Origin of the sequence: Aquabacterium sp. G14, assembly GCF_037482285.1 — a bacterium.
In the GTDB taxonomy this organism is placed as follows: Bacteria; Pseudomonadota; Gammaproteobacteria; order Burkholderiales; family Burkholderiaceae_C; genus Aquabacterium.
In genome coordinates this window covers 421516-447212 of record NZ_JBBEYB010000002.1, presented here as the reverse complement: position 1 = coordinate 447212, position 25697 = coordinate 421516, and the positions used below count along the sequence as shown (strand labels likewise).

The window sequence follows — 25697 nt, the reverse complement described above, 5'->3', positions numbered from 1 at the left end:
TACCGGTTACCCCCCGACTGCCAACAGGGACTTCGGTCTTGTCTTGACCGGGCCCCTCGTTCACCTGATTCCCACCATGCCACGCCAGCTCTTCGTCACCACCGCGCTGCCCTATGCCAACGGCCACTTCCACATTGGCCACATCATGGAGTACATCCAGGCCGACATCTGGGTGCGCTTCCAGCGCATGCAGGGCCACCAGGTGCACTTCGTGGGCGCCGACGACGCGCACGGCGCACCCATCATGATCGCGGCCCAGAAGGTCGGCAAGACGCCGCAGCAGTTCGTGGCCGACATCGCCGCAGGCCGCAAGCCCTATCTGGACGGCTTTCACATCAGCTTCGACCACTGGTCGAGCACCGACAGCCCCGAGAACCACGAGCTGGCGCAGAGCATCTACTTGGCCCTGAAAGAGCAAGGCCTGATCGACGTGCGCCCGATCGAGCAGATGTTCGACCCGGAAAAGGGCATGTTCCTGGCCGACCGCTTCATCAAGGGCGAGTGCCCCAAATGCGGTGCCAAGGACCAGTACGGCGACTCGTGCGAGGTGTGCGGTGCCGTGTACGCGCCCACCGAGCTGAAGAACCCGTATTCGGCCCTGTCCGGCGCCACCCCGGTGCTCAAGACCTCGGACCACTACTTCTTCAAGCTGTCCGACCCGCGCTGCCTGAACTTCCTGCAGGAATGGACCCAAGACGGCAAGCTGCAACCCGGCGTGGCCAAGAAGATCAAGGAGTGGTTCACCAAGGACGAGAACGGCGAAGGCGGCCTTGGCGACTGGGACATCAGCCGCGATGCGCCTTACTTCGGCATCGAGATCCCTGGCGCGCCGGGCAAGTACTTCTATGTGTGGCTGGACGCGCCCATTGGCTACCTGGCCTCGCTCAAGAGCTACTTTGCCGCTGGCGGCCCGAAGGCCAAGTACGGCGAAGCCCGCTCGTTTGATGAGTTCATGGCCGACCCGGCCGTCGAGCAGGTGCACTTCATCGGCAAGGACATCACCTACTTCCACACCCTGTTCTGGCCTGCGATGCTGCAGTTCAGCGGCCGCAAGCTGCCCAACCAGGTGAACGTGCACGGCTTCATGACCGTGAACAACGGCGAGAAGATGTCCAAGAGCCGTGGCACGGGCCTGGACCCGCTCAAGTACCTGAGCCTGGGCATGAACCCCGAATGGCTGCGCTATTACATCGCGGCCAAGCTCAACGCCAATGTGGAAGACGTGGACTTCAACCGCGACGACTTCACGGCGCGCGTCAACAGCGATCTGGTGGGCAAGTTCATCAACATTGCCAGCCGCGCTGCCGGCTTCCTGAGCAAGCGCTTTGGTGGCCAGTTGACCGCCGCTTTGGGCGCCGATGGTCAGACCCTGCTGAGCACCCTGCAAGCCCAACGTGGTGCCATCGCCGATCACTACGAGCAGCGTGAACTGGGCAAGGTGCTGCGCGAGATCATGCTGCTGGCCGACCGTGTCAACGAATACGTGGACGCCAACAAGCCCTGGGAGCTGGCCAAGCAAGAGGGGCAGGACGCTCGCCTGCAAGAGGTCTGCACCGTCTGCATCGAAGCCTTCCGTCTGTTGAGCATCTACCTCAAGCCGGTGCTGCCGGCCTTGGTCGCCAATGTGGAAGCCTTCCTGCAGGTGCAGCCGCTGGTGATGGCCGATGCCGAACGCCTACTGGGCGCACACACCATTGGCGCCTATCAGCACCTGATGCAGCGTGTGGACCCGAAGATGCTCGACGCGCTGTTCGAGCCCAAGCCCGAAGAGGCGCCGGTGGTCGAGGCTGTGCAACCCGGTGGCGAAGACATCGCTCGGACGATCACCATCGACGACTTCGTCAAGGTGGACCTGCGCATTGCCAAGATCGTCAACGCCGAGCACGTGGAAGGCAGCACCAAGCTGCTGCGCCTGACGTTGGACGCGGGCGAAGGCCGCACACGCAATGTCTTCAGCGGCATCAAGGAGGCTTACCAGCCTGAGCAGCTGATCGGCAAGCTCACCGTGCTGGTGGCCAACCTTGCCCCGCGCAAGATGAAGTTCGGCGTCAGCGAAGGCATGGTGCTGGCCGCCTCGCACGCCGACGAGAAGGCCAACCCGGGCGTCTACGTACTCGAACCTTTCCCTGGTGCCGAGCCTGGCATGCGCATCCGCTGAGGTCTTGGCGACCTCGGCCGCCTCAGCGTGTCACCCATCACGGGTGGCACCTGAGCGTGGTCATCGGGAACAAGCGCCGCCCGGTGTCTCGGCGGTCGGTGTGCCGGTCACCAAGGGGCTTTGACGTCTCGCCAAGCCAGCAAGGCGCGGTTGGCCTGTCTGCGCAGCTTGCGACGTCGGCCGTGCAGCCAGTCCTGCGCCCAGCGCGCGCGGGCATCGTCTTTCGCCGCCTGGGCGTACCAGCTTTCGGCCACGGCCTCGTCCTGCAGGCGGCCCATGGCATCGAGCGCGGCCTTCAAGGCCTGGCCATGTGCCTGCTGTCGCTTGGGCTTCCAGGCCGGTGCGAACAAGTCAGCCATCAGCCGCAGGCGCTTCGCGCGCTTGCGCAGTGTGTGTAGCTCGATGTCTGACAGCTTGCCAGCGTGTCGCGCAGCCTGACGGCAACGTGTCCGCCAAGCCCCCAGGCGTTGCACCAACCAGGGCCGATACGGCTGTTGAGCCTCGGCGTTGTCGCCAGGCGGGTGCAGCAGGGCGGCCAGCAGGTCCAGGCACAACGTGGTGGCCGGGGCCGAGCGCGCCAGGGCGATCACGGCCTCATCGTGGGTGGCGGCCATGTCCGGGTAGGGCAAGGGCAGATCTGGGCCGCCCTTGTGCACGATCTTGGCGGGCAATCTGGCCAGTGCCTGTGCGTCGCGCCACAGGCCCAGTTGGGCATACAGCTTGTCGGCTTGGGCCAGTGCCGCATGCGGGAAGGGCAAGCGGGTGGGTTTGAGCAGCCGTCCCAGGGCCCTCAGGCGTCGCAAGCCCAGCCGCCACTGGTAGCCGGTTTGCTGGATCTGGGTGGGCGCGGTGCCCAGCTCGCTCATGTTGCCGCTGATCTGTTCCAGGCAGCTCTCCAGGGCCGCGCGCCAGGCGTCGTCCAGGCTGCTGTCGGGCTGGAGCCGGGCAGGGCGGGCCAGCACGGCGTGCTCGCTGCTCACCTCGCTGGCGTCGGTGATGGGCTGGGAGGCGAGGGCGGCCAGACGCGCCAGGCGGTCGCCACGGTGGGCCTTGGTCTGGGTGTCCAGCCACACGCCGTGGCGCTTCACCCAGTCGCGGCTGGCTTCGATCACAGCCATCGGGTGGCCGGAAATGGATTCGATCTCCAGCTCGCGCACCGGCACGTCCAGGTCACCTGCGTGAATGTGACCCAGGTCGAGCGCCAACTCCACCATGCCCTCATGGGGTGTGCCCACGCCCACGGTCACCCGGGCGCGATGGCGGGTGATGTCGGTGCGGTACAACTCGATCAGGCCCGAGGCTGCGCCGCTGGGGTCTTGCACTGGGTCCCAGGCCAGCACGGCGCGCAAGGCGGCTTCGGCAGGCGTGCCCAGGTGACGGGACAGGTCGGCCACCACCGGCTGCTTCGCCTTGGGGGCCTTCGCGGGCTGGTTGTCTTCCAACCGCATCATCGTGTTGCTACCGCCCGCCTTGAGCGTCTGCACCCACTGGCGGCCCTCCTGTCGCACCCGCAGGGCCATGCGAGCGTGAGCCAAGGCGCGGTCGGGGGTGTCGAAGTAGGCGGCGCGCAAGCGCAAGGGCTGGTGCTGGCCGCCATCAAGGGCGGTGAGCTCGGCCTGCACGGCACCCAGCGCCTGCGCCGGGATCTGGAATTTCAGTTCGATTTCCTGCATGGTGGACATTGTCCTGCGCTTCGCCAGCCCTGCGGCTGTCCGGTTGGCAGAGATTCTTGAGGGATCTCCCGCAAGACCGATAAAATGGCGGGCTAAACACCTTTTGCAGGACCACACCATGCCTCTTTTCTGGAAGCCCTACAAGTCCGACGCGACCCAGTTCATCGACAGCCTCAAGCAGCGTGACCCGCAGCTTGAAGAGCGTCAGCGTCAGGGCCGCTTCCTGCTGTGGGACCGTCCCCCGGTGGACCTGGACACCCAGAAGGCGCAGCGCGAAGCCCGCGTGGCCCAGAAGCCCTACGTCTACCAGACCAAGGGCTGAGCGCCCTGACGGCAGGCTGACCCCAGGCTGAGCGGTGACGCACGAAGCCCTGACCGCCCCGGAGGGCGGGATCTCGGCGCCGGGCCTGGATGACCAGGGCCTGCCCCTGGTGGTGGATCAGGTCGCCTTGGCGCGGCTGTACGGCGAACCGCTGTTCGCCATGCCGTCCGACCTGTACATCCCACCCGATGCCCTCGAAGTCTTTCTCGAGACCTTCGAAGGCCCGCTGGATCTGCTGCTCTACCTGATCCGCAAGCAGAACTTCAACATCCTCGACATCCCGCTGGCCGACGTCACGCGCCAGTACCTGGCCTACGTCGATCAGATCCGCAAGCGCAACCTCGAACTCGCCTCCGAGTACCTCTTGATGGCAGCGATGCTCATCGAGATCAAGTCGCGCATGCTGCTGCCGCCCAAGAAGGTAGAGGGCGCGGATGAGGCCGAAGACCCGCGCGCCGAGCTGGTGCGCCGCCTCATCGAATACGAACGCATGAAGCTGGCCGCCGCCGGCCTGGACCAGCTGCCCGTGCTGGGCCGCGACTTCATGCGGGTCGAGGTGCACAGCGAGCCATCGCCGAATGTGCGTCACCCTGAGGTCACGCTGGACGATTTGCGGCTGGCCTGGCTTGACATCCTTCAGCGTGCCAAACTGCACACGCACCACACGATCTCGCGTGAAGAGCTCTCGGTGCGCGAGCACATGAGCATCGTCTTGCGCACCTTGCAGGGCAAGCGCTTTGTCGAGTTCGAGCATTTGTTCGACGTGACTCGCGGCGCCCCGGTCATGGTGGTGACCTTCATCGCCATGCTGGAGTTGGGCAAGGAACGCCTCATCGAGATCACGCAGGCCGAGGCCTTTGCCCCCATCTACGTGCGGCTTGCCTACGAGCCGTCCTAGAATCCCGTCACCCTTTTGCATGGGGCCTGTCGGCCAGGTCCCCTTTCAAGATGACCGCTGTTGCCCCCGTTTCCCGCAAGCCCATGAACCTGCATCGCCTGCGTGAGATGCATGCCCAGGGCGAGAAGATCACCATGCTCACAGCCTACGACGCGACCTTCGCGCGCTTGGTCGACGAAGCCGGTGTGGACTGCATCCTGGTGGGCGACTCGCTGGGCATGATCGTGCAGGGACACGGCAGCACGGTGCCGGTGTCGCTCGACGAGATGGTTTATCACACGCGCTGTGTGGCACGTGGCAACCAGACCGCCTGGATCGTCAGCGATCTGCCCTTTGGCAGCTACCAGGAAAGCCGCGAGCAGGCGCTGCGTTCGTGCGTGGCCCTGATGCAGGCCGGCGCTCACATGATCAAGCTCGAAGGCGGTGGCTGGACCACCGAGGTTGTGCACTTCCTGACCGAGCGCGGCATTCCGGTGTGCGGCCACCTGGGCCTGACGCCGCAGAGCGTGCACGCGCTGGGCGGCTATCGCATTCAGGGCCGTGACGAAGCGGGCGCCACCACCTTGCGCAAGCACGCTGCCGAACTGGCCCAGGCCGGTGCCGCCATGACGGTGCTGGAGTTGATGCCCTCGGCCGTGGCCCGCCAGGTGCAAGACGAGAACCCCGGCATGATGGTCATCGGCATTGGTGCAGGCGGTGGAACGGCTGGCCAGGTGCTGGTGCTGCACGACATGCTCAACATCACGCGCGGCAAGCTGCCGCGTTTCGTGCGCAACTTTGCCGCCGAGGGCGGCTCGGTCGAAGACGCCGTCCGCCGCTATGTGGCCGCCGTCAAGGACGGCAGCTTCCCCGACGAAACCCTGCACGCTTACTGAGCCCACTGCGTCCACTTAGCTGACTGAGACTGGCGATTCCCATGAAGACGATCCACACCCTGGCCGAGTTGCGTGCCGAACTGGCCCAGGCGCCCGCTGCCCCCGCTTTCGTGCCCACCATGGGCAACCTGCATGACGGCCACCTGGCCCTGATCCGCCAAGCCCGCGAGCTGGTGGGCGATTCGGGCAGCCCTGTGGTCGCCAGCATCTTCGTCAACCGCCTGCAGTTCGGCCCCAACGAAGACTTCGACACCTATCCGCGCACGCTCGAGCGCGATGCCCAGTTGCTGGCCGAAGCTGGCTGCGACATCCTGTTCGCCCCATCCGAAGCTGAGCTCTACCCACAGCCGCAAGGCTACAAGGTGGTGCCGCCTGCCGAGCTGTCCGACATTCTCGAAGGCGCCTTCCGCCCCGGTTTCTTCACCGGCGTCTGCACGGTGGTGCACAAGCTGTTCAACATCGTGCAGCCTCGCATCGCGGTGTTCGGCAAGAAGGACTACCAGCAGCTCATGGTCTTGCGCAACATGGTGGCGCAGATGGCCCTGCCCATTGCCATCCACGGCGGCGAAACCCTGCGTGCGCCGGATGGCTTGGCCCTGTCTTCGCGCAACGGCTACCTGAGCGAAGCCGAGCGCGCCGAGGCGGTGCAGCTGATCAACACGCTGCGCACCGTCAAGGCGCAAGTTGGGGCGGCGCGTTCCGGACAGCAACTGGATCAGGCGGCCATTGCCCGCATCGAAACCAAGGCTGCCGCGGCACTCAATGAGCGTGGCTGGCAGACTGACTACGTCATGGTGCGCCGTCAGCGTGACCTGATGCTGCCCACAGACGCCGAACTGGCACAGGGTGAGCCGCTGGTGTGTCTGGCTGCCTCACGTCTCGGCAAGACGCGTCTGATCGACAATTTGGAGCTGTGAGTCACATCGCATCGGGATGATGCGCAAACCGGGTCTGGTTCTTGCTGAGGTTCAGGGTGTTCCCTAACCTTGGTAGTACCCGATGACTCGTCTCTTTCAACGATGTGGCGCGACTGGCATGGTGGGCGCCGCCATGCTGTCGGCGCATGGATGGGCTTTGGCCGAAGCGGTGAAGCCCACGGCTCCTGGTCCCTTTGTCGTTCCCATGGCCCAGCTGGATGCGGGCAACACCGCGTGGCTGATGGTGTCGGCCGCCTTGGTGCTGCTGATGAGCATCCCGGGGCTGGCGCTGTTTTACGCGGGCATGGTCCGCAAGAAGAACATCCTGGCCACGATGGCGCAGACCCTGGCTGTGTGCGCGCTGGTCAGCGTCTTGTGGTGGGCGGTGGGCTACAGCTTGGCCTTCATGCCAGGCAATGAGTTCATCGGCAGCCTCAAAGGGGCTTTCCTCGATCACCTGATGATGGACATCCGCTCGGGCGAGGTGTCGGTGCACTCGCTGGTGCCTACGGTGCCAGAGGCGGTCTTCATCTTGTTCCAGATGACGTTTGCGATCATCACACCGGCTTTGATCACCGGTGCCTTTGCGGAGCGCATGAAGTTCTCGGCCTTGTTGTGGTTCATGGCCCTTTGGTCTGTGCTGGTGTACGCGCCGGTGGCCCACTGGGTGTGGGAGCCGGGCGGCTGGTTGGCACAGAGGGGGGCATTGGACTTTGCCGGTGGCACCGTGGTGCACATCAACGCCGGCATTGCCGGACTCGTGTGTGCGTGGATGCTGGGGCGCCGCATCGGCTTTGGACAGACTGCCCTGATGCCTGCCAACCTGGGCTACACCATGATTGGCGCCTGCCTGCTGTGGGTGGGCTGGATGGGCTTCAACGGCGGTTCGGCCGGGGCGGCCGATGGGCGTGCGGGCATGGCCATGCTGGTCACACAGATGGCCGCTGCAGCGGCCGCCTTGAGCTGGATGCTGGCTGAATGGCTGGTGCGGGGCACGCCCACCTTGCTGGGTCTGTGCAGCGGGGCCGTGGCCGGTCTGGTGGCGATCACACCCGCGTCCGGGTTCGTCGGGCCACAGTCGGCCGTGGTCATGGGCGTGCTTGCGGGCGTGGGCTGCTACTGGGGGGCCACGGGCCTCAAGCGTTGGCTGGGCGCCGATGACTCGCTGGACGTCTTCGGCGTGCACGGCGTGGGCGGCATCATCGGTGCCGTTCTGACCGGGGTACTGGCAGCGCCGGCCATCGGCGGCGTGAGTGGCTCGGTGGCGGCCCAATTGGCAGGTGTCGCCGGCACGCTGGTCTACAGCGGCTTGGTGACAGCGGCCATCCTCTGGGTGGTCGACCGCGTGGTTGGTTTGCGCGTTTCGGCCCAGGCGGAGCGCGATGGGCTGGATCTCAGCCAGCACGGTGAGCGGGTCGAGTGAGGCGCCACAACCTTGGGGTGGCCCTCGCCGTGTGAGTCTCAGGAGGACATGATGCTGGACAGTGAAAAGTTTGCCATCGCGGCGCACCTGCACGTGGTGCTGCGCCGGGTCAACGGCCGGGTGACCGATGTGGAGTGGATGATCCACAGCTCGGAGTATGCCCGTGAGGTCATCCGGGTCGCCCGCACCGAAGACCATCCGGAGTTGCTGAGGCTCGCCGACAAGCTGGAGGCCGCATTGCTGCCACCTGCACCGGTGCCCAAGCCTGAGCGGCGGGCGCCACCGCCCGAGGCATCGTCCAGAGAGGCCAGCGACTTTGGTGCCTCCCGCTTTGCCTCATCGGACTTCGACCCGGTGGTGCCACGCCAACGCTATGTGGGCACCCTGCGCTGAGCGCTGGGTCCTGACGGCCTGTCGAGAGCTGTCTCTGGTCTCTGGGCAGGCTCACAAAGTGAGCAGGAAGTCCACGACCTCCTGCTCGATGCGTGAGCGTCGCATCGGCGGCAGGCTCTGCCAGATGCGGCGGCCGTAGGGCTTGTCGATCAGGCGGGTGTCGCAGATCATCAGCACACCGCGGTCGGTCTCGCTGCGGATGAGGCGGCCTGCACCCTGCTTGAGAGCGATGATGGCCTGTGGCACCTGGTGGCTCATGAAGGGGTTGCCGCCGGCCTTGGCGAGCAACTCCAGGCGCTTGGCCAGCACCGGGTCGTCGGGCGGGGCGAAGGGCAGCTTGTCGATCACCACCAGCGTGAGGGCATCGCCTTTCACGTCGATGCCTTCCCAGAAGCTGTGGCTGCCCACCAGCACGGCGTTACCGGCGCGGCGGAAGTCTTCCAGCAGTGTGGGGCGGGGCGCATCGCCTTGCTGCAGCACGGGGAAGGGGTCGCCGGACTCCCCAAAGATCTTCTTCAGGCGCTCGGCGGCCTTGGCCACCGCACGCAAGCTGGTGCACAGCACAAAGGCCCGCCCCCGGTTGGCGCGGATCAGCGGCAGGGCTGCATCCACCACCGCATCGGTGTGGCCGGGGTCGGAGGGTTGCGGCACGTTGTGGGGCACGTACAGGATGGCCTGCGAAGGGTAGTCGTAGGGGCTGGACCAGGACTGGCACGCGGCGTCTTCCAGTCCGAGCGCATGGGTGAAATGGCTGAAGTCGTTTTTGACCGCCAGCGTGGCCGAGGTGAAGACCCAGGCCTTGCGAGGCGGTGGGGCGATGCTGCTGACCTCGGCCGAGAGCTTGGCGGTAGGGGGACGCTCATGACCAGAGGGCGAGCCTACGTCGTCGGCCCCCGCGAGCAGCGCCTGCAGGTCCTCCGCGTCATCGCCATCCGCATCGTCCTCAGCGTTGCCGCCGCGCTGCCTACTCGGGCTGGTCGGCCGCAGCGGGGCTACCGGCTCGACATCCCCGAAGGCGTCCATCATGGCGGCTTCATCGTCGTCCAGTGTGTGGCGCACGATCTCGTCGTTTTCGTCCACCTCCTCATCGGGCGCGATCTCGGCCTCGCCCAAGCCGAGGCGCTGGCGTCGGAAGACCTCGGCCACCGAGATGGGCGTGCGGTGCAGTTGAACACCGTGCGAGCCCACATCGATCCAGCACAGCTCGGGCTCCCCAGCGCGCTCCGGGGCCCCCCAGGCCATCAGGCGCTGCATCAGCTCATGGGCGCGGCGGTGCAACTGGGCCAGGTCGGGGGAGCGTTCGGCCTGGCTGTCGAGCACGTCGCGCACGTGCGCGAGAGCATCCTTGAGCTTGTCGAGCGCGGCCCACAAGGGGTGATCCAGACCAAGCTGGGCTTGTGACAGACGCTGTAACTGTGGCCCGAAACACAGGCGCAGATCGCGGGCGGCACGGTCCAGCGGGGCGAGCACGTCGTTCCAGTTGGCGCCATCGCGGGCCTGCGCCTGGCCCGTGGCCAGGGTGTCGCGCAGCAGGTCGAGGAACTGCAGGGTCGAGACCGAATCGCCAAAGAACAGCGTGGCCGTGTCGGGCAGCTGGTGGGCTTCGTCGAAGATGATGGTCTGGGCGTTGGGCAGCAACTCGGGCACGCCTTCTTCGCGCAGCATCAGGTCGGCAAAGAAGAGGTGGTGGTTGACCACGACGACATCGGCGTCCTGCGCCTCGCGTCGGGCCTTGACGACGAAGCACTCGCTGTAGCGCGGGCAGTCGCTGCCCAGACAGTTCTCGCGGGTGGACGTGACGCGGGCCCAGATCGTCGCATGCTCAGGCACCGTCGGGCATTCGGCCTTGTCGCCGGTGGGGCTGCGGTGGATGAAGCTGTTGATGAAGCCGAGGTCACGTACCTCCTGTCGGCTGCCCAGCAGCGTGGCGTCCTGGTTGGTGCGGTCGAGGTGGTGCCAGCACAGGTAGTTGCTGCGGCCCTTGAGCAGCGCAACCTTGATGGGCACCCCCAAGGCATCGCGCACGGCGGGCAGGTCGCGGTGAAAGAGCTGGTCTTGCAGGGCCTTGGTGCCGGTCGAGACGATGACCTTGCCACCTTCGAGCAGCGAGGGCACCAGGTAGGCCGCTGTCTTGCCCACTCCGGTGCCGGCTTCCAGCACCACCGTGCTGGCTTCGCGGATGGCGGCTTGGATGGCTTGGGCCATCTCGATCTGCTCGGTCCGCACGCAATAGCCATCGAAGGCACGGGCCAGCGGGCCGGATTCAGAGAAGAGGGTGGGCAGGTCCATGCGAACAATTGAAGGCGGTGAGCCGCTATTGTCCCTCTTGCGGCTCACCTGAGCGTCACCCGCTGGGGTGAAGGGCACTCCCCCTCAAGGGCCGGTGCGCATCACCCGGGCCTGCAGGGCGTTCTGGAGGATCTCGATGCAGGCGCGTCGGTGCGCCTGTTCGGTGCGGTCGCCGCTGGCGCTGGCCTGCAACTGGCGCAGCAGGGTTTCGGCTTCCAGACGGACGATGGCGCGGGCGTCGGCGCGTCCGGTGCTGCGCAGCACGGCGGCCGCCAGACGCGTGACATGCTCGCGCCGCAGGTTGCGTTGCCAAGATGCCTGCCCACCAGCAGGGCGCCACACGGCTTGTCGCAGGCCTTGCTGCAATTCGGCTACAGACAGCGGATGTGCTTCGCGATCGCGCACCTTGTCGGCGTTGTCTTGCAAACGGTCTGCCAGTGTGTCGGCCATCAGGTGATTCAAGACGGCTCGCTGCAGGCTCAGCAACTGCTCGGCGGCCGAAAAGTCGGTGCTGCTGGCGTCTTCACGTTCCAGATAGTCTGGCGCCAGTCGGCGAAGCAGCGCGGGCGGCAAGGCCACCGCCTCACTCGACAGGAAGTCGCTCAACAGCATTTGCAAGGCCTCGCGCTGGGCGGCAGCCGGCAGCGGTTCAAGCAGGTCGCGGCCACTGCCAGGCGCATCGCGGCGGGTGATCAAGCCACCGACCTGTCGCAGCAAGGTCTGGCTGGTGCGTGCGAGGTCGCGCAAGCCATAGCTCACGCTGCGACGCAGCACGGTGGCATCGTCGTTCGGGCTCAGCGTGCGCGTGGCTTGGCGGTTCAGCAGGTCACGCACGATGGCGATGCGAGTGCGTGCAAAGGCCACTGGGTCGCGCCCGAGGTCAAAGGTCAAGGCTTGTGGGTCCAGTCCCCACAGATTGTCCTCGTCGGTGCCATACGCCAGAGCATCCGCTTGAGCGGGGTCCGCACTGCGTTGCGCCAAGGACTTCAGCGCCGCCGAAGCCTGTGCGGTGTCATCTGGCAGGTCACCATAGCCATAGGCGATGGCCCAGAAGTCATAAGGGCCCAAGGTGGTCTGGAACGGCGCGCCGGCCGATTGCCCCGGTGCGGGCAGGTTGATCGGGGAGTACTCCATCACCGAGGCACTGATGCCGTGCTCGGCCGTCAACAGCGGATGGGTCAACTCCTGCGCGGTACGCCAGCGTGAAGCGCGGAAATTGTGGCGCAGACCCAAGGTGTGGCCCACCTCGTGCATGGTGGTGTCCTTGATGTAGGCCAGCACGAAGTCGCGCACCTGTGGGCTATCGGGGTCGATCACGCCTTGCGCTTCCAGCACGTCGAGACCCAAGGCGAGTTGCTCGGCAGCGAGGTCGCCATGTTGGCAGGCTGCTCCGTGGGCATCATCCGCATGTTCAAGATGAAGCGCTGTGGACGTCAGGATCTGGCTGCGCACCGTGCGGATGCTGCGGGACGACAGACTCTCCAGCGCAATGTCGGCCCCCAGGATCTCTCCGGTGCGTGGGTCGACATGCGATGGGCCGATGGCACCAAAGCGAGGCTGGGCGTTGGTCATCCAGCGGATGGAGGCCTGGCCAGTGGCCAGGGTGTCGATGGACTGGCCGGGCTGAGGAGCACGCACTTCGATGGCGTTCCGGTAACCGATGGCCTCAAATGCACGGTTCCAGACCAGCACACCCTCGGTGATGGTGCTGCGGTAAGCCTCCGGAATGCTGGGATCGAGCCAGAACACGATGGGCTGCACAGGCTCAGACAGCGGTGCGTTCGGGTCCTTCTTGCTCAAACGCCAGCGGTTGATGAAGTGTTGACGCGGCGTGCGCGTCAGGTCGTCGGTGAAGTCGGTGACCGAGGTGGTGAAGTAGCCCACGCGCGCGTCGGCTGGCCTGGGGCGCATGGGTTGAGCCGGTAGGGCCGACAAGGTGTAATGCGTCGTCAGGAACAAGCTGCGTGGGTCGGGAACGGCCTGAGGCGTGCTGGGATTGGGTCCACTGCCTGTGGCTCCGACGGACGCACCAGGCGTGGGGGCCGCCAGGTTGGCGCTGGCGAAGTGTTGGCTGACCTCAAACACGAGCCGATCAGGGGTGGCGCGTGCGCTCAGCACGCTTGAATTGCGTGCATCCAGGCTGTAGCCCTGTCGGTAGGTGCGCTGCAGTTGCATGCCCAGACCGAGCAGGTCACTCAGCAGCAGCGGCGTCAACTCGATCAGCACGGCGCCGGTTTCAGGGTGCGGCGCACTGGCTACGGGGACGCTGCCCAGCAGGCTGGGGGAGAAGGCTGCCTCCACCGCACGAGCCTGCGGCGTGCCTGGCAGGGCTGTGTACGCGGCATTCACCGCGAGCAACTGCACCTGTTTGTGTACCTGACGGAAGGTGACCCACTGCGGCCGACCGACCTGCGCCCATCGACTTTGCATCAAACCGCCAAACAGCCCGCCTTCACCAATACCTGAGGCCAGCTTGGGCGAAAAGAACAAGGGCTTGTTGAGGCTCTGTGGGCTCAACTCCAGCCAGACCTTGTCTTCCTTGCGCCACAGAGGCAGCAAGCCACTCTGCCGTTGTGCGCCCTGGATGACCGTTTGAAAGGGCGTGCTGCCTGTCGCACTGGCCGCAGACGGAGACGGTGAGGTCGATGTCGATGCGGGCGCAACTGGGCGAGCCACACTCGGCGTTGTCGCGACGGTGGCTGCCTCCATCGAGTTGTGGGTTTGCTTCTGAGGGGCGGAGCCACAGGCACCCAACAGCAGCAGAGGACTCAGACAAAGCGGGGCAAAAAAAGGGCGGCAAGTCATGGCGTGACCATAACATTGCCGCCCTGCAGGCCGTGCGATTGAACTTATTCGGTCGCGTGAGGCAGCAAGTCCTTCAGGAACGAGAAGGCTTCCACATGCTGCGCCAGCAGCGGGCCGAAGGCAACGATGAACAGGCCCAGCAGCATCACCACCACAGGCAGGATCCAGCGTTCGTAGCGACCGTAGAAGCCCAAGTGACGCACGTCGGCATCGGCCTGTGCCACTTCATCCTCACCCACAACCTGTCGCGTCAGCAACTGATTGAGGGCCACCGGTGGCGACAGATAGCCCAGTTCGAACGACACCAGCACCACCATCCAGAAGTGCAACGGGTCGATGTGGTTGGCATAGGCGATGGGCGCCAGGGTGCCCGATACCAGAATGATGGCGCCCAATGGGTCCATCACCATGCCCAGGAACACCATCACCAGGCACAACACAGCCATGGCATGCCAAGGCGACTCGAAGACCTGCGGGAACAGGTGAACGATTTCAGAGCGCTCGATGATGCCGCCCACAGCCAGGGACAAGGTCATCAGGCTCATCAGGGCACCCACGTGGCCAATGGCTTCTGTGGTGGCAAAACGCACCGAACGTTCGACGCCTTCCTGGCGATGGCTCGCGTAATCGGGCGTGAGCTCGGCCTTGCCCTTGTTCGTCGCCTTGTCATAGATCAGCAGCAGCAGCAAGATGATCGGCATGATCGTCGGTGCGGTGATCTCGTTCAGCGGGGTTTCGAGCGCGTAGTCATACAGCATCACGATCGCTACGGTCAGCAGAGCGTAAGGCAGCACGGGGATCATCTTGCGCAGCATGGCAGGGATCGCGACCGAGGGCGATTCGATCGAAGCGCGTTGCTTGCGCAGCAACTGAGACACCAGGAAGAACAGCGTGGAGGTCAGCAGGAACACATAGAAGCCCCAGTGGTACAGGCCGTTTGTGGTGACTTCCTTGTTCAACGCCGCGATCATCACGATCAGCAGACAGGGACGCAGCACCACACCCAGCGAGCCGGACATGGCCGTGGCAGCCAGGGCAAAGTGACGGGTGCCGCCTGCAGCGCGGACCTCGTGATAGATCACTCCACCCGCGGCGATCACGAAGATCCCCGATGCGCCGGTGTAAGCAGTGGCCACCGAGGCGCCCAGCAGAATCAGATAGGTCAGCAATTGGGGCGACAAGCTCCACGGACGGATCACGTCCAGCAGCAGGTCAACGATGCGGCTTTGCTTGAGCAGCATGCCGGCCCAGATGAACAAGGCCAGGTTCATGAAGATGCTCGGCAGGGCCATCAACTGGTTGATGTAGATGGCCAGGCCAGCGTCGTGACCGGTCAGCAGGAAATACACGCCAGCGATGATGGCCATGTTGGCGTACAGGGGCACGGCCAGCATTGCAGCACCCCAGGTGCCTGCTCCCTCCGAGGATCTGAGCGGACGGACCACGCGCACCACATTGATCAGCAACATGATGGTGAACAATGCCATCCAGATCCAGTGGAGCACCGCCTCTTCCTTGGGCACGCCCCCGCTGCCTTGCAGGATCTGGTAATAGCGCACGCAAGAGAACAGCAGGAAGCCATTGGCGATCACCTGGGCCAGGGTTTGAGCCTGATGGTCACGCGTATAGATGACCGGGCGGATGCCAATGTGGTGCCGGCCCAGTGTGGTGGTGATGGTCGCAATGGCCACCATCAGCAGCAGGATCAGAGGGCGATTCTCGGTGCCGATCTGAAAAAGCCCGAAGAAGCTGGTCTCGATGGTCCGGTACATCTGGACCTGAGGCGTCTGCAGCGCCAGCACGCGCTCGTACAGCGAGTGCTTGGCTTGACAGATGGCCTGGGCCTGTTCGATGGACTTGCGCAGCACCGCTGGATCGTTGGCCGTGGCGGTGTCCCCGAAGAGGTTGTCGATGTCGTCGCCACCCTGTGCAGGCGCCGCCGACTGACGCTGCACCTCGGCGTCGATGTCGATAGATGGGTTGCACTCGGGCTTGACCGGTTCGGCGCGCAGCATGAAATATTGCACCTGCGTTTCCGGGTTGCCAAACAGCGACTCGCCAAGTTTGAGCAACTGACCGTGGACCATCTCACCCGTGCCGATCACCAGGGTCAGGATCAGCATGATGAATACGGGCAGGGTCGAGAACCATTCCAGGGCGGTTCTGCCCATCAAGGGACGTGAGGTGGGTGTGTGCATGAGGTACTCGGACGACCGTGGTATCGGGAGGGGAATTCAGCGCGCAGATGCAGCGAGGCGAGGGCGGTGGCAGATCACTTCCAGTCTTCTTCGGACTTGGTGGTGCACTCCGGGTCGGCCGGGTTCACATTGCAGCGGATCTTCTTGATCACCTTCAATCCGCGCTTGTCGTACAGGCCCTTGTGGGCGATGTCGATGCGAGATTCGCGCAGCATCAGCGTGTATTTGTAGGAGTTCTCGGCACTCAGGTCCATCCAGGTGGCGGGAGGGATGCTCGCGTCGGCTTGCTTGATCAGCTGCATGGCGCGATCGAACTGACTGCTCCAGTACTCACGCGACTTCACACCGAAGCCATCGGGAAACTTCGTCCGATTGATGACCATCTGATAGGTGAGGATCATGATCGGAAACCGGGTGATCGCGCCGTTCTTGCCGATGCCCTTGGCCAACTCCAGCGGCTTGTAGGCCATGGTCGGGGCGGCGATCATGTCGACGGCCCCGTTGTTGAACTTGGTTGAAAAGTTGGTGATGTCCGCCGAAACAGGCTGTGCGCCAATGCGCTGGATCATCACGGCTTGGGCCTTGTCGTGATCGAAGGCCGCAATGCGTTTGCCCGCCAGGGCCTCGATGGTGTTGATCTTGCGATCGGCCACGATGGGGTAAGCCGCCCCCAGGGGAATGATGCCGCCGATCTCGTTGTTGCCTTCGGTCATCAGCTTGGTGGCGGCCGGCGACGCATAGGTCTGGATCAGCTTGCGCACCACCTCGTAGCTGGCGGGGATGTCGATCTTGCCGTTGCGCACGATGGTGGTCGCACCCAGCGTGTCGATCGAGCCAGACACTGCGTTGAACTGGCGAATGCGAAAAGCGGTGGCCACCACCGCGTCACATTGACCGGTTCGGAAGTCTTCGGTGGCCACCCGCTCGTCGGTGTAGCCCTTGAGTTCGATGGAGGCGCCGCTGCGCTGCATGGCCACGACATAGTCCTTGGTCATGTTGTACAGGTCGCCGGTGGCCCCCAGCATGTCGTACACACAGAGCTTCTGATCGGCGTGTGCCTGACCCATGGCCCCCAAAGCGACCCCCACGGTCGCCACGATCCTGGCTGACTTACGGCCCAACTTCATGCTGACTCCTCGGTACCCCAAAAAACAAGGGCCTTGACTGCAGGCCCTTGGGTGACCGGTTCTCCGATCACATCTGATCACTGTTGTGATCTAAAACAGTCGTTTACAACTATATCGATCTGCGCTGGAAATGGGGTCATTTCACGGCCCGCACCCAGGGGAAGGGAATTCCCTGTGGGTGGGGGCCAAAGGCCAATATCAATTCAGGAAACTACCAGCATCAATATCGCCACCGGCTTTGTCATCCCAGAACTTGCCCAGTGAGCCGATTGGGGTGCGGGTGCCTGCGTTCTGTGTCCACATGCGGTCGGAGATGTTGGTGATCTGCGATTGCGCAATGGCGTCCAGCAGGCGGTACTCGGTGCTGGGCGTGAAGTTCTCGGCCTTGCCGAAGCGCTGGATGACGCTGCGCAGGCGTGGCTTGTTGTCGGTGGACTGGGCGGAGATGGCTGCCATCACGTGGGCCAGACGCACGCCCTTGTGCTCACCAATGCCCATGGCCGTGTCAAACGTGCCTTGCACGTCCTTGCCAGCATCGGCGCCCGGGATGATGCTCCACACCACAGCACGTGCGGCCTGGGGCACTCCCCACCACTTCACGTTGTCCAGGCAGTTCATGGCGCGCTCGACCTGGGGGGCAATGTCGGTGGGCACACCTACAGCTTGCTGCGCAGCGATGTCGTTCTGCATGGCTTGCAGACCACCCACCGATCCCAGCAGGTACACCATTTCATCAAAGTCACGCGTGAAGCGCGGGCACTCCTCGCCGTACTTGAAGTAGTACTTCTGCTGCAGCTTGAGTTTCATGCGCACGAAGGCGGTGTACTGGCGCTCAGCCGCTGTGGCCAGCAGGCGCTTCTGGGTGATGCGGGCGTCCAGCGCCTCGTCGGCGCGCTTGTCGCGTGAGGCGCGCAGATAGCGCATTTCCTCGGCGATGGCCTGGTTCTCGGAGCACACACCGGCCGAGCTCAGCATCACGGTCTCCATCAAGGAGGGGTCACCGTAGAAGTTGCGCGCGGCGCCCACCAGCGGGGTGTTGATCATGGAGAAGCCGCAGCCCATTTCGACATCGCTGAGCGTCAGCACGGGAGGCGTGAAGCCATCTTCCAGAATGCTCAGCGTGGTGCCGGCGACATTGGACTGGATCAGGGCGCAGCCACTCAGGGTCACGGCCGAGACAGCCAAGGCGGTGGAGGCGAGCAGGCGTGTAAACCGAAGGGTCATCAGAAGGTCTCCAAGTGGCGCCGTGCGCCTTAAAAGTCCTTCTGATTCTAGGAAGCGGCTTCAACGCCCCCCTGCGGCTCACACTAGGGATAGCCCCCGCAGCCCCTCACTTCGGGGAATGAAAAAGGCCCGTCTGCGACGGGCCTTGGCATGGGTAAATCCGGATGGATCAGCGGATGGGCTTGAAACGCACGCGCTTCGGGCGCGCACCTTCCTCACCCAGACGCTTCTTCTTGTCGGCTTCGTATTCCTGATAGTTGCCGTCGAAGAAGAACCACTGCGAATCACCTTCGCAGGCCAGGATGTGGGTACAGATGCGGTCGAGGAACCAACGATCGTGGGAGATGATCATGGCCGAGCCGGCAAATTCCAGCAGGGCGTCTTCCAGTGCGCGCAGGGTTTCGACGTCCAGGTCGTTGGAGGGTTCGTCGAGCATCAGCACGTTGCCGCCCTGGGCCAGGGTCTTGGCCAGGTGCAGACGGCCGCGTTCACCGCCGGACAGGTTGCCCACCAGCTTCTGCTGGTCGTTGCCCTTGAAGTTGAAGCGGCCGATGTAGGCACGCGAGGGCATCACGAACTTGCCGACGACGATGTTGTCGAGGCCGCCCGAAACGTCTTCCCACACGGTCTTGTCGGCGGCCAGGCCTTCACGGCTCTGGTCCACGAAGGCCAGTTGCGCGGTCTTGCCGATGACAACTTCGCCGCTGTCCGGTTGCTCGACGCCCTGGATCATGCGGAACAGAGTCGACTTACCGGCACCGTTGGGGCCGATGATGCCGACGATGGCGCCTGCGGGCACCTTGAACGACAGGTTGTCGATCAGGCAGCGGTCGCCGAAGGACTTGGTGACGTTCTTGAACTCGATGACCTCATTGCCCAGGCGCTCGGCCACGGGGATGAAGATTTCGTTCGTTTCGTTACGCTTCTGGTATTCGACGTCGCTCAGCTCTTCGAAGCGGGCCAGACGGGCCTTGCTCTTGGCCTGACGACCCTTGGTGTTCTTGCGCACCCATTCCAGTTCCTGTTTCAGGGCCTTGGCGCGGGCGTCTTCGGTCTTCTGTTCCTGCTCCAGGCGCTTTTCCTTGGCTTCCAGCCAGTCGGAATAGTTGCCCTTGTAGGGGTGGCCGGCGCCACGGTCGAGTTCCAGAATCCACTCGGCGGCGTTGTCCAGGAAGTAGCGATCGTGGGTGATTGCCACCACGGTGCCGCTGTAGCGCTGCAGGAACTGCTCCAGCCAGTCCACGGACTCGGCGTCCAAGTGGTTGGTGGGTTCGTCGAGCAGCAGCATGTCGGGCTTGGACAGCAGCAGGCGACACAGGGCCACACGGCGCTTTTCACCACCGGACAGGTTGCCGATGATGGCGTCCCAGGGCGGCAGACGCAGGGCGTCGGCGGCCAGTTCCAGTTGCAGGTCGGTGTTCTCGGAGCCACCGGCAGCGATGATGGCTTCCAACTCACCTTGTTCGGCGGCCAGAGCATCGAAGTCGGCGTCGGGCTCGGCATACAGCGCATAGACCTCGTCCAGGCGCTTCTTGGCAGCCAGCACGCCGCCGATGCCTTCTTCCACGGCCTCACGGACGGTCTGCTCGGGGTTCATGACCGGTTCCTGGGGCAGGTAGCCGATCTTGATGCCCGGCATCGGGACGGCTTCGCCCTCGATGTCCTTGTCCACGCCCGCCATGATTTTCAGGAAGGTGGACTTGCCGGAGCCGTTCACGCCCAGCACGCCAATCTTGGCGCCTGGGAAAAAGCTCAGGGTGATGTCTTTGAGGATCTGACGCTTCGGGGGAACGATCTTCCCGACGCGGTTCATGGTGAAAACGTACTGGGCCATGTAGGTATGTGCTTGCGCGCACGACAAGGTGCACGACGTGGAGACGCCAAACCCTATAGCTTAAGGCAAGCGCGCCCTTTGCGCGCAGATCGCGGCGCAAGAATGACCGTTTCACTCAGATCACGCTGGATTCAGGTGTCCGAACGCGGGTTTGACGGGGGGCGAAGGCTCAGGTCTGCAGCACGCTCTGGCGGGACAGCCAGGCGCTCACATCGGCCTCGGGGGCATCGATGGCCCATTGCTTGCGCCGACCGCTGGCGCCCCGCAGCAGCGTGACGCGCGCCTGAGGCACGCCCAATTCGCTGGCGAGCCATTTGCGCAAGGCTTCATTGGCGGCACCGTCCACCGGCGGGGCGGACAGGCGCACGCGCAAGGCACCGTCATGCCAACCCACCAGTTCGGTGCGTTTGGCATTGGGTGAGACGCTGAGGTCCAGCACCACCTTTTGCTGGGTGCCTTTGCCATCCAGTCGCAGGCAGGGCCAGGAGGGGGAGGGTGGGTTCATGCCAAGCCAGAATGAGAAACCCGGCCGAAGCCGGGTTGTGATGCCCGTGTGCACACGGGCATCAGCCGTTCAAGCTGCTGATCACTCAGGGCTTGTTGCCGGTCGGGAAAGGCCATGCGGCTTGGGGGCTCAGCGTGGTCTTGGCGGCCGGGGCGGCAGGCTTCTTGGCAGGAGCCGGCTTGGCAGCAGCCTTCTTCGCAGCCGGCTTGGCCGCGGGCTTCGCTGCTGGCTTAGCGGTTGGCTTAGCGGCTGGCTTAGCAGCTGCAGTCTTGACCGCAGCCTTCTTGGCAGGAGCTGCCTTCTTCACGGCGGCCTTCTTGGCCGGTGCAGCCGCCTTCTTGGCTGGCGCTGCAGCCTTCTTGGCGGGAGCGGCGGCCTTCTTCACGGCAACCTTCTTGGCAGGTGCTGCGGCTTTCTTCACAGCGACCTTCTTGACGGCGACCTTTTTGGCCGGTGCAGCTGCCTTCTTGGCAGGCGCAGCCTTCTTCACAGCCACAGCCTTTTTAGCGGGTGCAGCTTTCTTTACAGCGACCTTCTTGGCCGGAGCGGCTTTCTTTGCTGCCACTTTTTTTGCAGTTGCCATACGTATCTCCTTGATCAAGTTGCAAAGAGCACTGCACTGCCATGCGCAGCACAGGGATTCATCACCCGTCGCCCCCTAGGATCTGGGCGCGGTGTGGTGAATGGGGTGGGCCGGGGGCTCATGTGGGGGCTGGTCCAGTGCTCTGTGCGTGGCTTGGATCAATCCCAGGACAGGGCGCCGCCCGACTGGTATTCGATGACACGGGTTTCGAAGAAGTTGCGTTCCTTCTTCAGGTCGATCATTTCGCTCATCCAGGGGAAGGGGTTCTCTTCATTCGGGAAGAGCTCTTCCAGGCCGATCTGTGTAGCGCGACGGTTGGCGATGTAGCGCAGATAGCCCTTGAACATGGAGGCGTTGAGGCCCAGCACGCCACGCGGCATGGTGTCCTCGGCATAGGCATATTCGAGCTCGACCGCTTTGAGGAACAGGGCCTTGATCTCGGCCTTGAACTCGGGCGTCCACAAATGTGGGTTCTCAAGCTTGAGCTGGTTGATCAGGTCGATGCCGAAGTTGCAGTGCATCGACTCGTCGCGCAGGATGTACTGATACTGCTCGGCGGCGCCGGTCATCTTGTTCTGGCGACCCAGTGCCAGGATCTGCGTGAAACCGACGTAGAAGAACAGACCTTCCATCAGGCAGGCGAACACGATCAGCGACTTGAGCAGGGTCTGGTCGTTCTCGGGTGTGCCGGTCTTGAAGTTCGGGTCCATGATCGCCTCGATGAAGGGGATCAGGAACTCGTCCTTGTCGCGGATGGAGGAGACCTCGTGGTACGCGTTGAAGATCTCGGATTCGTCCAGGCCCAGGCTTTCAACGATGTATTGATAAGCGTGGGTGTGGATGGCTTCTTCAAACGCCTGACGCAACAGGAACTGGCGGCACTCGGGCGCCGTGATGTGGCGGTAGGTGCCCAGGGTGATGTTGTTGGCGGCCAGCGAGTCGGCGGTCACGAAGAAGCCGAGGTTGCGCTTGATGATGCGGCGCTCGTCTTCGGACAGACCATTGGGATCCTTCCACAAGGCGATGTCGCGCGACATGTTCACTTCCTGCGGCATCCAGTGGTTGGCGCAGGTGGCCAGATACTTTTCCCAAGCCCACTTGTATTTGAAGGGCACCAACTGGTTGACGTCGGTCTGGCCATTGATGATGCGCTTGTCGGCCGCATTGACGCGACGGGTCGAGGCGCTGGCAGCCAACTGGGCTTGCGGTGCGGTTTGAGTGGGAGTGCTGCGGGGGGCAGTGCCCTGAGATGCCGATGGCATCGGGGTTGCAGCGCTGATCGACGGTGACGCCATCGTGTTCCGTGCGACGCCTGATGAGGGGGGCACAGAACCAACAGGTGTTGAAGAGGCGTTGGAGGAATCTTCTTCCCAGACCAGCATGGTAAATATCCTATGGCATCAGATTATGGAAGGGTGTTGTGATAAACACCAAGCACTTCTTGACAGATGCGGGCAGCAGTTGTTGCTGCCGTGCATCGAAACACGTCAGAAGGTGCATGAATACGGGGATTCAGGGCGACAGGCTTGGCGGCGTGTCGCCCTTCATCTTCATTGGCAGGCTTCGCAGTCGGGGTTGTCGATGGAGCAGAACTTCACATCGGTGGCAGGCTCAGCGGCTGCAGCGGTGGCCACCGGGGCGGCATTGGAGACCGCGTTGAGCTGGCCGCGCGACACAGTCGACTTCTCGGCATGCGTGGCGCTCATGGTGCGCAGGTAGTAGGTGGTCTTCAGGCCTCGCACCCACGCCAGCTTGTAGGTTTCATCGAGCTTCTTGCCCGATGCGCCGGCCATGTAGATGTTGAGCGACTGGGCCTGGTCGATCCACTTCTGGCGACGCGAAGCGGCTTCCACCAACCAGATGGGCTCGACTTCGAAGGCCGTGGCGTACAGGGCCTTGATGTCCTCGGGCACGCGGTCGATGCGGCGCAGCGATCCGTCGAAGTGCTTGAGGTCCATGACCATCACGTCGTCCCACAGGCCGAGCTTCTTGAGGTCGCGCACCAGGTACTCGTTGACGATGGTGAACTCGCCCGACAGGTTGGACTTGACCGAGAGGTTGCCGAAGCAGGGCTCGATCGAGGCATCGACGCCGACGATGTTGGAGATGGTGGCCGTGGGCGCAATGGCCACGCAGTTGGAGTTGCGCATGCCGTGCTGAGCGATGCGGGCGCGCAGCGCGTCCCAGTCCATCGTCACCGAGGTGTCGACTTCGACATAGCCACCGCGCTGTTCGGCCAGCAGCTTGAGCGAGTCGATGGGCAAGATGCCGCGGTCCCACAGCGAGCCACGATAGCTGCTGTAGCGGCCGCGCTCTTCGGCCAGCTCGGTCGAGGCCCAGTAGGCGTAGTAGCAGACGGCTTCCATCGAGCGGTCGGCAAACTCGACGGCTTCGGGGCTGGCGTACGGGGTGCGCAACTGATACAGCGCGTCTTGGAAGGCCATGATGCCCAGACCCACCGGGCGGTGACGCAGGTTCGAGTCACGCGCCTTCTTGACGGCGTAGTAGTTGATGTCGATGACGTTGTCGAGCATGCGCATGGCGGTGCGCACGGTCTTTTGCAGCTTGGCGTGGTCGATGCCACCGTCCTTGATGTGCTGGGACAGGTTGACCGAGCCCAGGTTGCACACGGCGATCTCGCTGTCGTTGGTGTTGAGCGTGATCTCCGTGCACAGGTTGGACGAGTGCACCACACCGACGTGCTGCTGCGGCGAGCGCACGTTGCAGGCGTCCTTGAAGGTGATCCAGGGGTGGCCGGTTTCGAACAGCATCGACAGCATCTTGCGCCACAGGTCCACGGCCTTGATGCGCTTGAAGGGCTTGATCTCGCCACGGTCGGCCTTGGCTTCGTAGGCTGTGTAGGCCTCTTCGAAGGCGATGCCGAACTTGTCGTGCAGGTCGATGCAGGTGGAGGGCGAGAACAGCGTCCAGTCACCACCTTCCATCACGCGACGCATGAACAGGTCGGGGATCCAGTTGGCCGTGTTCATGTCGTGGGTGCGACGGCGGTCGTCACCGGTGTTCTTGCGCAGCTCCAGGAACTCTTCGATGTCCAGGTGCCACGATTCCAGGTAGGCGCAGACGGCGCCCTTGCGCTTGCCACCCTGGTTCACGGCCACGGCGGTGTCGTTGACCACCTTGAGGAAGGGGACCACGCCTTGCGACTTGCCGTTGGTGCCCTTGATGTGCGAGCCCAGGGCGCGCACCGGGGTCCAGTCGTTGCCCAGGCCACCGGCGAACTTGCTCAGCAGGGCGTTTTCCTTGATGGCTTCGTAGATGCCGTCGAGGTCGTCGGGGACGGTGGTCAGGTAGCACGACGACAGCTGCGAGCGGCGGGTGCCGGAGTTGAACAGCGTCGGGGTGGACGACATGAAGTCGAAGGACGACAGCAGCTCGTAGAACTCGATGGCGCGGGCTTCGCGGTCGATTTCATTGAGGGCCAGGCCCATGGCAACACGCATGAAGAAGGCCTGCGGCATCTCGATGCGTTGGCCGTCGTGGTGCAGGAAGTAGCGGTCGTACAGGGTCTGCAGGCCGAGGTAGTCGAAGTTCAGGTCGCGCTCGTACTTCAGCGCGGCGCCCAGGCGGGCCAAGTCAAACTGGGCCAGCTTTTCGTCGAGCAACTCGGCTTCGATGCCCTTCTTGATGAACTTGGGGAAGTACTCGGCGTAGCGCGTGGCCATGTCGGCGTGCGTCACTTCTTCGCCCAGGATCTCGCGGCGGATGGTGTGCATCAGCAGGCGGGCCGTGGCACGGGTGTAGGCCGGGTCGTGCTCGATGCGGGTGCGGGCAGCCAGGATGGCGGCCTTGTAGACCTCGTCGATGGAGACGCCGTCGTACAGGTTGCGCTGGGTCTCGGCCAGGATGGGCGCGGCCTTGACGTCTTCGCCCAGGCCTTCGCAGGCGGACTCGATCAGGGCTTGCAGGGCGGGCAGGTCGAGCGGGACGCGCTGGCCGCGGTCGATCACGGTGAGGGTGGGCAGGGCGGCGGCTTGTTGCTCGGACGCTTGCTTGGCGCGCTCCTGGGCCCGGCGCTCACGGTAGAGCACGTAGGCGCGGGCGACCTCGTGGTGGCCGCCGCGCATCAGGCCCAGTTCGACCTGGTCTTGCACGTCTTCGATGTGGAAGGTGCCACCGCTGGGGCGGGAGCGCAGCAAGCCACGCACCACGGCTTCGGTCAGGTTGTCGACGTCTTCACGCACGCTGGCCGAGGCAGCACCTTGGGTGCCATGCACGGCCAGAAAGGCCTTCATCAGGGCGACGGCAATCTTGCTCGGCTCGAAGGCCACGACGGCACCGTTGCGGCGGATGATCTGATAGCCGGCGTAGGCCGATTGGCGCGGCTCGGTGGCCACGGCGGAGGCGCCGGTGAAAGCAGAAGACGAGGGCGGCAAGGTGCTGGACGTGGACGTTTGCATGGAGTTCCCTTGGGGTTCGTCGGGCCGCACGACCGAGCGTGGCGGGCCCCAGATT

Annotated in this window: 18 protein-coding genes; 7 read left to right on the top strand and 11 right to left on the bottom strand. The window is 64.1% G+C overall.

Features of this window, described 5'->3' with window-relative positions; genetic code table 11:
- Nucleotides 1-76 precede the first annotated feature (76 nt).
- Nucleotides 77-2158: a methionine--tRNA ligase gene (gene metG / locus WIT60_RS04375; RefSeq protein ID WP_339582715.1), complete on the top strand. Its 2082-nt coding sequence runs from the start codon at nucleotides 77-79 to the stop codon at nucleotides 2156-2158.
- 107 nt (nucleotides 2159-2265) lie between these two features.
- Here the strand turns inward: metG and WIT60_RS04370 are convergent, their stop codons facing one another.
- Nucleotides 2266-3831, bottom strand: coding sequence for a CYTH domain-containing protein (locus WIT60_RS04370; RefSeq protein WP_339582714.1), 1566 nt, complete (start codon nucleotides 3829-3831; stop codon nucleotides 2266-2268).
- Between the two features lie 118 nt (nucleotides 3832-3949).
- On the opposite strand from WIT60_RS04370, the gene WIT60_RS04365 reads away from it, so the two are divergent.
- The 6 genes from WIT60_RS04365 (at nucleotide 3950) to WIT60_RS04340 (ending at nucleotide 8659) form a co-directional block, all read left to right on the top strand.
- The gene (locus WIT60_RS04365) at nucleotides 3950-4153 is read left to right on the top strand and encodes a DUF3460 family protein (protein WP_320365461.1); all 204 of its coding nucleotides are present in this window, start codon (nucleotides 3950-3952) and stop codon (nucleotides 4151-4153) included.
- Nucleotides 4154-4202: 49 nt separating this feature from the next.
- Nucleotides 4203-5051, top strand: a complete 849-nt coding sequence (locus WIT60_RS04360) for a segregation and condensation protein A (RefSeq protein ID WP_445207647.1) — start codon at nucleotides 4203-4205, stop codon at nucleotides 5049-5051.
- Nucleotides 5052-5101: 50 nt separating this feature from the next.
- On the top strand, nucleotides 5102-5926 hold the full coding sequence (gene panB, locus WIT60_RS04355) for a 3-methyl-2-oxobutanoate hydroxymethyltransferase (protein ID WP_339582713.1): 825 nt from the start codon (nucleotides 5102-5104) through the stop codon (nucleotides 5924-5926).
- Nucleotides 5927-5967: 41 nt separating this feature from the next.
- Entirely contained in the window at nucleotides 5968-6843 is an 876-nt protein-coding gene (gene panC, locus WIT60_RS04350) for a pantoate--beta-alanine ligase (protein WP_339582712.1), read from the top strand.
- Nucleotides 6844-6925: 82 nt separating this feature from the next.
- The gene (locus WIT60_RS04345; RefSeq protein ID WP_445207642.1) at nucleotides 6926-8266 is read left to right on the top strand and encodes an ammonium transporter; all 1341 of its coding nucleotides are present in this window, start codon (nucleotides 6926-6928) and stop codon (nucleotides 8264-8266) included.
- Between the two features lie 51 nt (nucleotides 8267-8317).
- Nucleotides 8318-8659, top strand: a complete 342-nt coding sequence (locus WIT60_RS04340; protein ID WP_339582711.1) for a hypothetical protein — start codon at nucleotides 8318-8320, stop codon at nucleotides 8657-8659.
- Between the two features lie 51 nt (nucleotides 8660-8710).
- Here the strand turns inward: WIT60_RS04340 and WIT60_RS04335 are convergent, their stop codons facing one another.
- The 10 genes from WIT60_RS04335 to WIT60_RS04290 form a co-directional block, all read right to left on the bottom strand.
- A complete protein-coding gene (locus WIT60_RS04335; RefSeq protein WP_339582710.1) occupies nucleotides 8711-10948 on the bottom strand; it encodes an ATP-dependent DNA helicase in 2238 nt (745 codons plus the stop codon).
- 84 nt (nucleotides 10949-11032) lie between these two features.
- Nucleotides 11033-13507 (bottom strand): zinc-dependent metalloprotease, encoded by a 2475-nt coding sequence (locus tag WIT60_RS04330; RefSeq protein WP_339582709.1) that lies wholly within the window; start codon nucleotides 13505-13507, stop codon nucleotides 11033-11035.
- A gap of 290 nt (nucleotides 13508-13797) precedes the next feature.
- Entirely contained in the window at nucleotides 13798-15951 is a 2154-nt protein-coding gene (locus WIT60_RS04325) for a TRAP transporter large permease subunit (protein ID WP_339582708.1), read from the bottom strand.
- A gap of 74 nt (nucleotides 15952-16025) precedes the next feature.
- A complete protein-coding gene (locus tag WIT60_RS04320; RefSeq protein ID WP_339582707.1) occupies nucleotides 16026-17078 on the bottom strand; it encodes a putative solute-binding protein in 1053 nt (350 codons plus the stop codon).
- A gap of 198 nt (nucleotides 17079-17276) precedes the next feature.
- Entirely contained in the window at nucleotides 17277-18302 is a 1026-nt protein-coding gene (locus tag WIT60_RS04315; RefSeq protein ID WP_339582706.1) for a hypothetical protein, read from the bottom strand.
- Between the two features lie 169 nt (nucleotides 18303-18471).
- Nucleotides 18472-20136 carry an energy-dependent translational throttle protein EttA gene (gene ettA / locus WIT60_RS04310; RefSeq protein ID WP_320365476.1) on the bottom strand — a complete coding sequence of 555 codons (1665 nt, stop codon included), beginning with the start codon at nucleotides 20134-20136 and terminating at the stop codon, nucleotides 18472-18474.
- 169 nt (nucleotides 20137-20305) lie between these two features.
- The gene (locus WIT60_RS04305; RefSeq protein WP_339582705.1) at nucleotides 20306-20641 is read right to left on the bottom strand and encodes a DUF167 domain-containing protein; all 336 of its coding nucleotides are present in this window, start codon (nucleotides 20639-20641) and stop codon (nucleotides 20306-20308) included.
- Nucleotides 20642-20726: 85 nt separating this feature from the next.
- Nucleotides 20727-21224 carry a histone gene (locus tag WIT60_RS04300; RefSeq protein WP_339582704.1) on the bottom strand — a complete coding sequence of 166 codons (498 nt, stop codon included), beginning with the start codon at nucleotides 21222-21224 and terminating at the stop codon, nucleotides 20727-20729.
- Between the two features lie 158 nt (nucleotides 21225-21382).
- Entirely contained in the window at nucleotides 21383-22606 is a 1224-nt protein-coding gene (locus WIT60_RS04295) for a ribonucleotide-diphosphate reductase subunit beta (RefSeq protein ID WP_339582703.1), read from the bottom strand.
- A 168-nt stretch (nucleotides 22607-22774) separates the two neighbouring features.
- Nucleotides 22775-25642, bottom strand: a complete 2868-nt coding sequence (locus WIT60_RS04290) for a ribonucleoside-diphosphate reductase subunit alpha (RefSeq protein ID WP_339582702.1) — start codon at nucleotides 25640-25642, stop codon at nucleotides 22775-22777.
- Nucleotides 25643-25697: the final 55 nt, after the last annotated feature.

Bases quoted from the DNA above. Each gene is read 5' to 3' on its own strand.
- WIT60_RS04365 (WP_320365461.1), top strand. From the start codon at position 3,950: ATGCCTCTTTTCTGGAAGCCCTACAAGTCCGACGCGACCCAGTTCATC.
- WIT60_RS04370 (WP_339582714.1), bottom strand. From the start codon at position 3,831: ATGCAGGAAATCGAACTGAAATTCCAGATCCCGGCGCAGGCGCTGGGT.
- WIT60_RS04290 (WP_339582702.1), bottom strand. From the start codon at position 25,642: ATGCAAACGTCCACGTCCAGCACCTTGCCGCCCTCGTCTTCTGCTTTC.
- WIT60_RS04325 (WP_339582708.1), bottom strand. From the start codon at position 15,951: ATGCACACACCCACCTCACGTCCCTTGATGGGCAGAACCGCCCTGGAA.
- WIT60_RS04345 (WP_445207642.1), top strand. From the start codon at position 6,926: ATGACTCGTCTCTTTCAACGATGTGGCGCGACTGGCATGGTGGGCGCC.
- WIT60_RS04340 (WP_339582711.1), top strand. From the start codon at position 8,318: ATGCTGGACAGTGAAAAGTTTGCCATCGCGGCGCACCTGCACGTGGTG.
- WIT60_RS04300 (WP_339582704.1), bottom strand. From the start codon at position 21,224: ATGGCAACTGCAAAAAAAGTGGCAGCAAAGAAAGCCGCTCCGGCCAAG.
- metG (WP_339582715.1), top strand. From the start codon at position 77: ATGCCACGCCAGCTCTTCGTCACCACCGCGCTGCCCTATGCCAACGGC.
- ettA (WP_320365476.1), bottom strand. From the start codon at position 20,136: ATGGCCCAGTACGTTTTCACCATGAACCGCGTCGGGAAGATCGTTCCC.
- WIT60_RS04305 (WP_339582705.1), bottom strand. From the start codon at position 20,641: ATGAACCCACCCTCCCCCTCCTGGCCCTGCCTGCGACTGGATGGCAAA.
- panB (WP_339582713.1), top strand. From the start codon at position 5,102: ATGACCGCTGTTGCCCCCGTTTCCCGCAAGCCCATGAACCTGCATCGC.
- WIT60_RS04315 (WP_339582706.1), bottom strand. From the start codon at position 18,302: ATGACCCTTCGGTTTACACGCCTGCTCGCCTCCACCGCCTTGGCTGTC.
- WIT60_RS04335 (WP_339582710.1), bottom strand. From the start codon at position 10,948: ATGGACCTGCCCACCCTCTTCTCTGAATCCGGCCCGCTGGCCCGTGCC.
- WIT60_RS04295 (WP_339582703.1), bottom strand. From the start codon at position 22,606: ATGCTGGTCTGGGAAGAAGATTCCTCCAACGCCTCTTCAACACCTGTT.
- WIT60_RS04320 (WP_339582707.1), bottom strand. From the start codon at position 17,078: ATGAAGTTGGGCCGTAAGTCAGCCAGGATCGTGGCGACCGTGGGGGTC.
- panC (WP_339582712.1), top strand. From the start codon at position 5,968: ATGAAGACGATCCACACCCTGGCCGAGTTGCGTGCCGAACTGGCCCAG.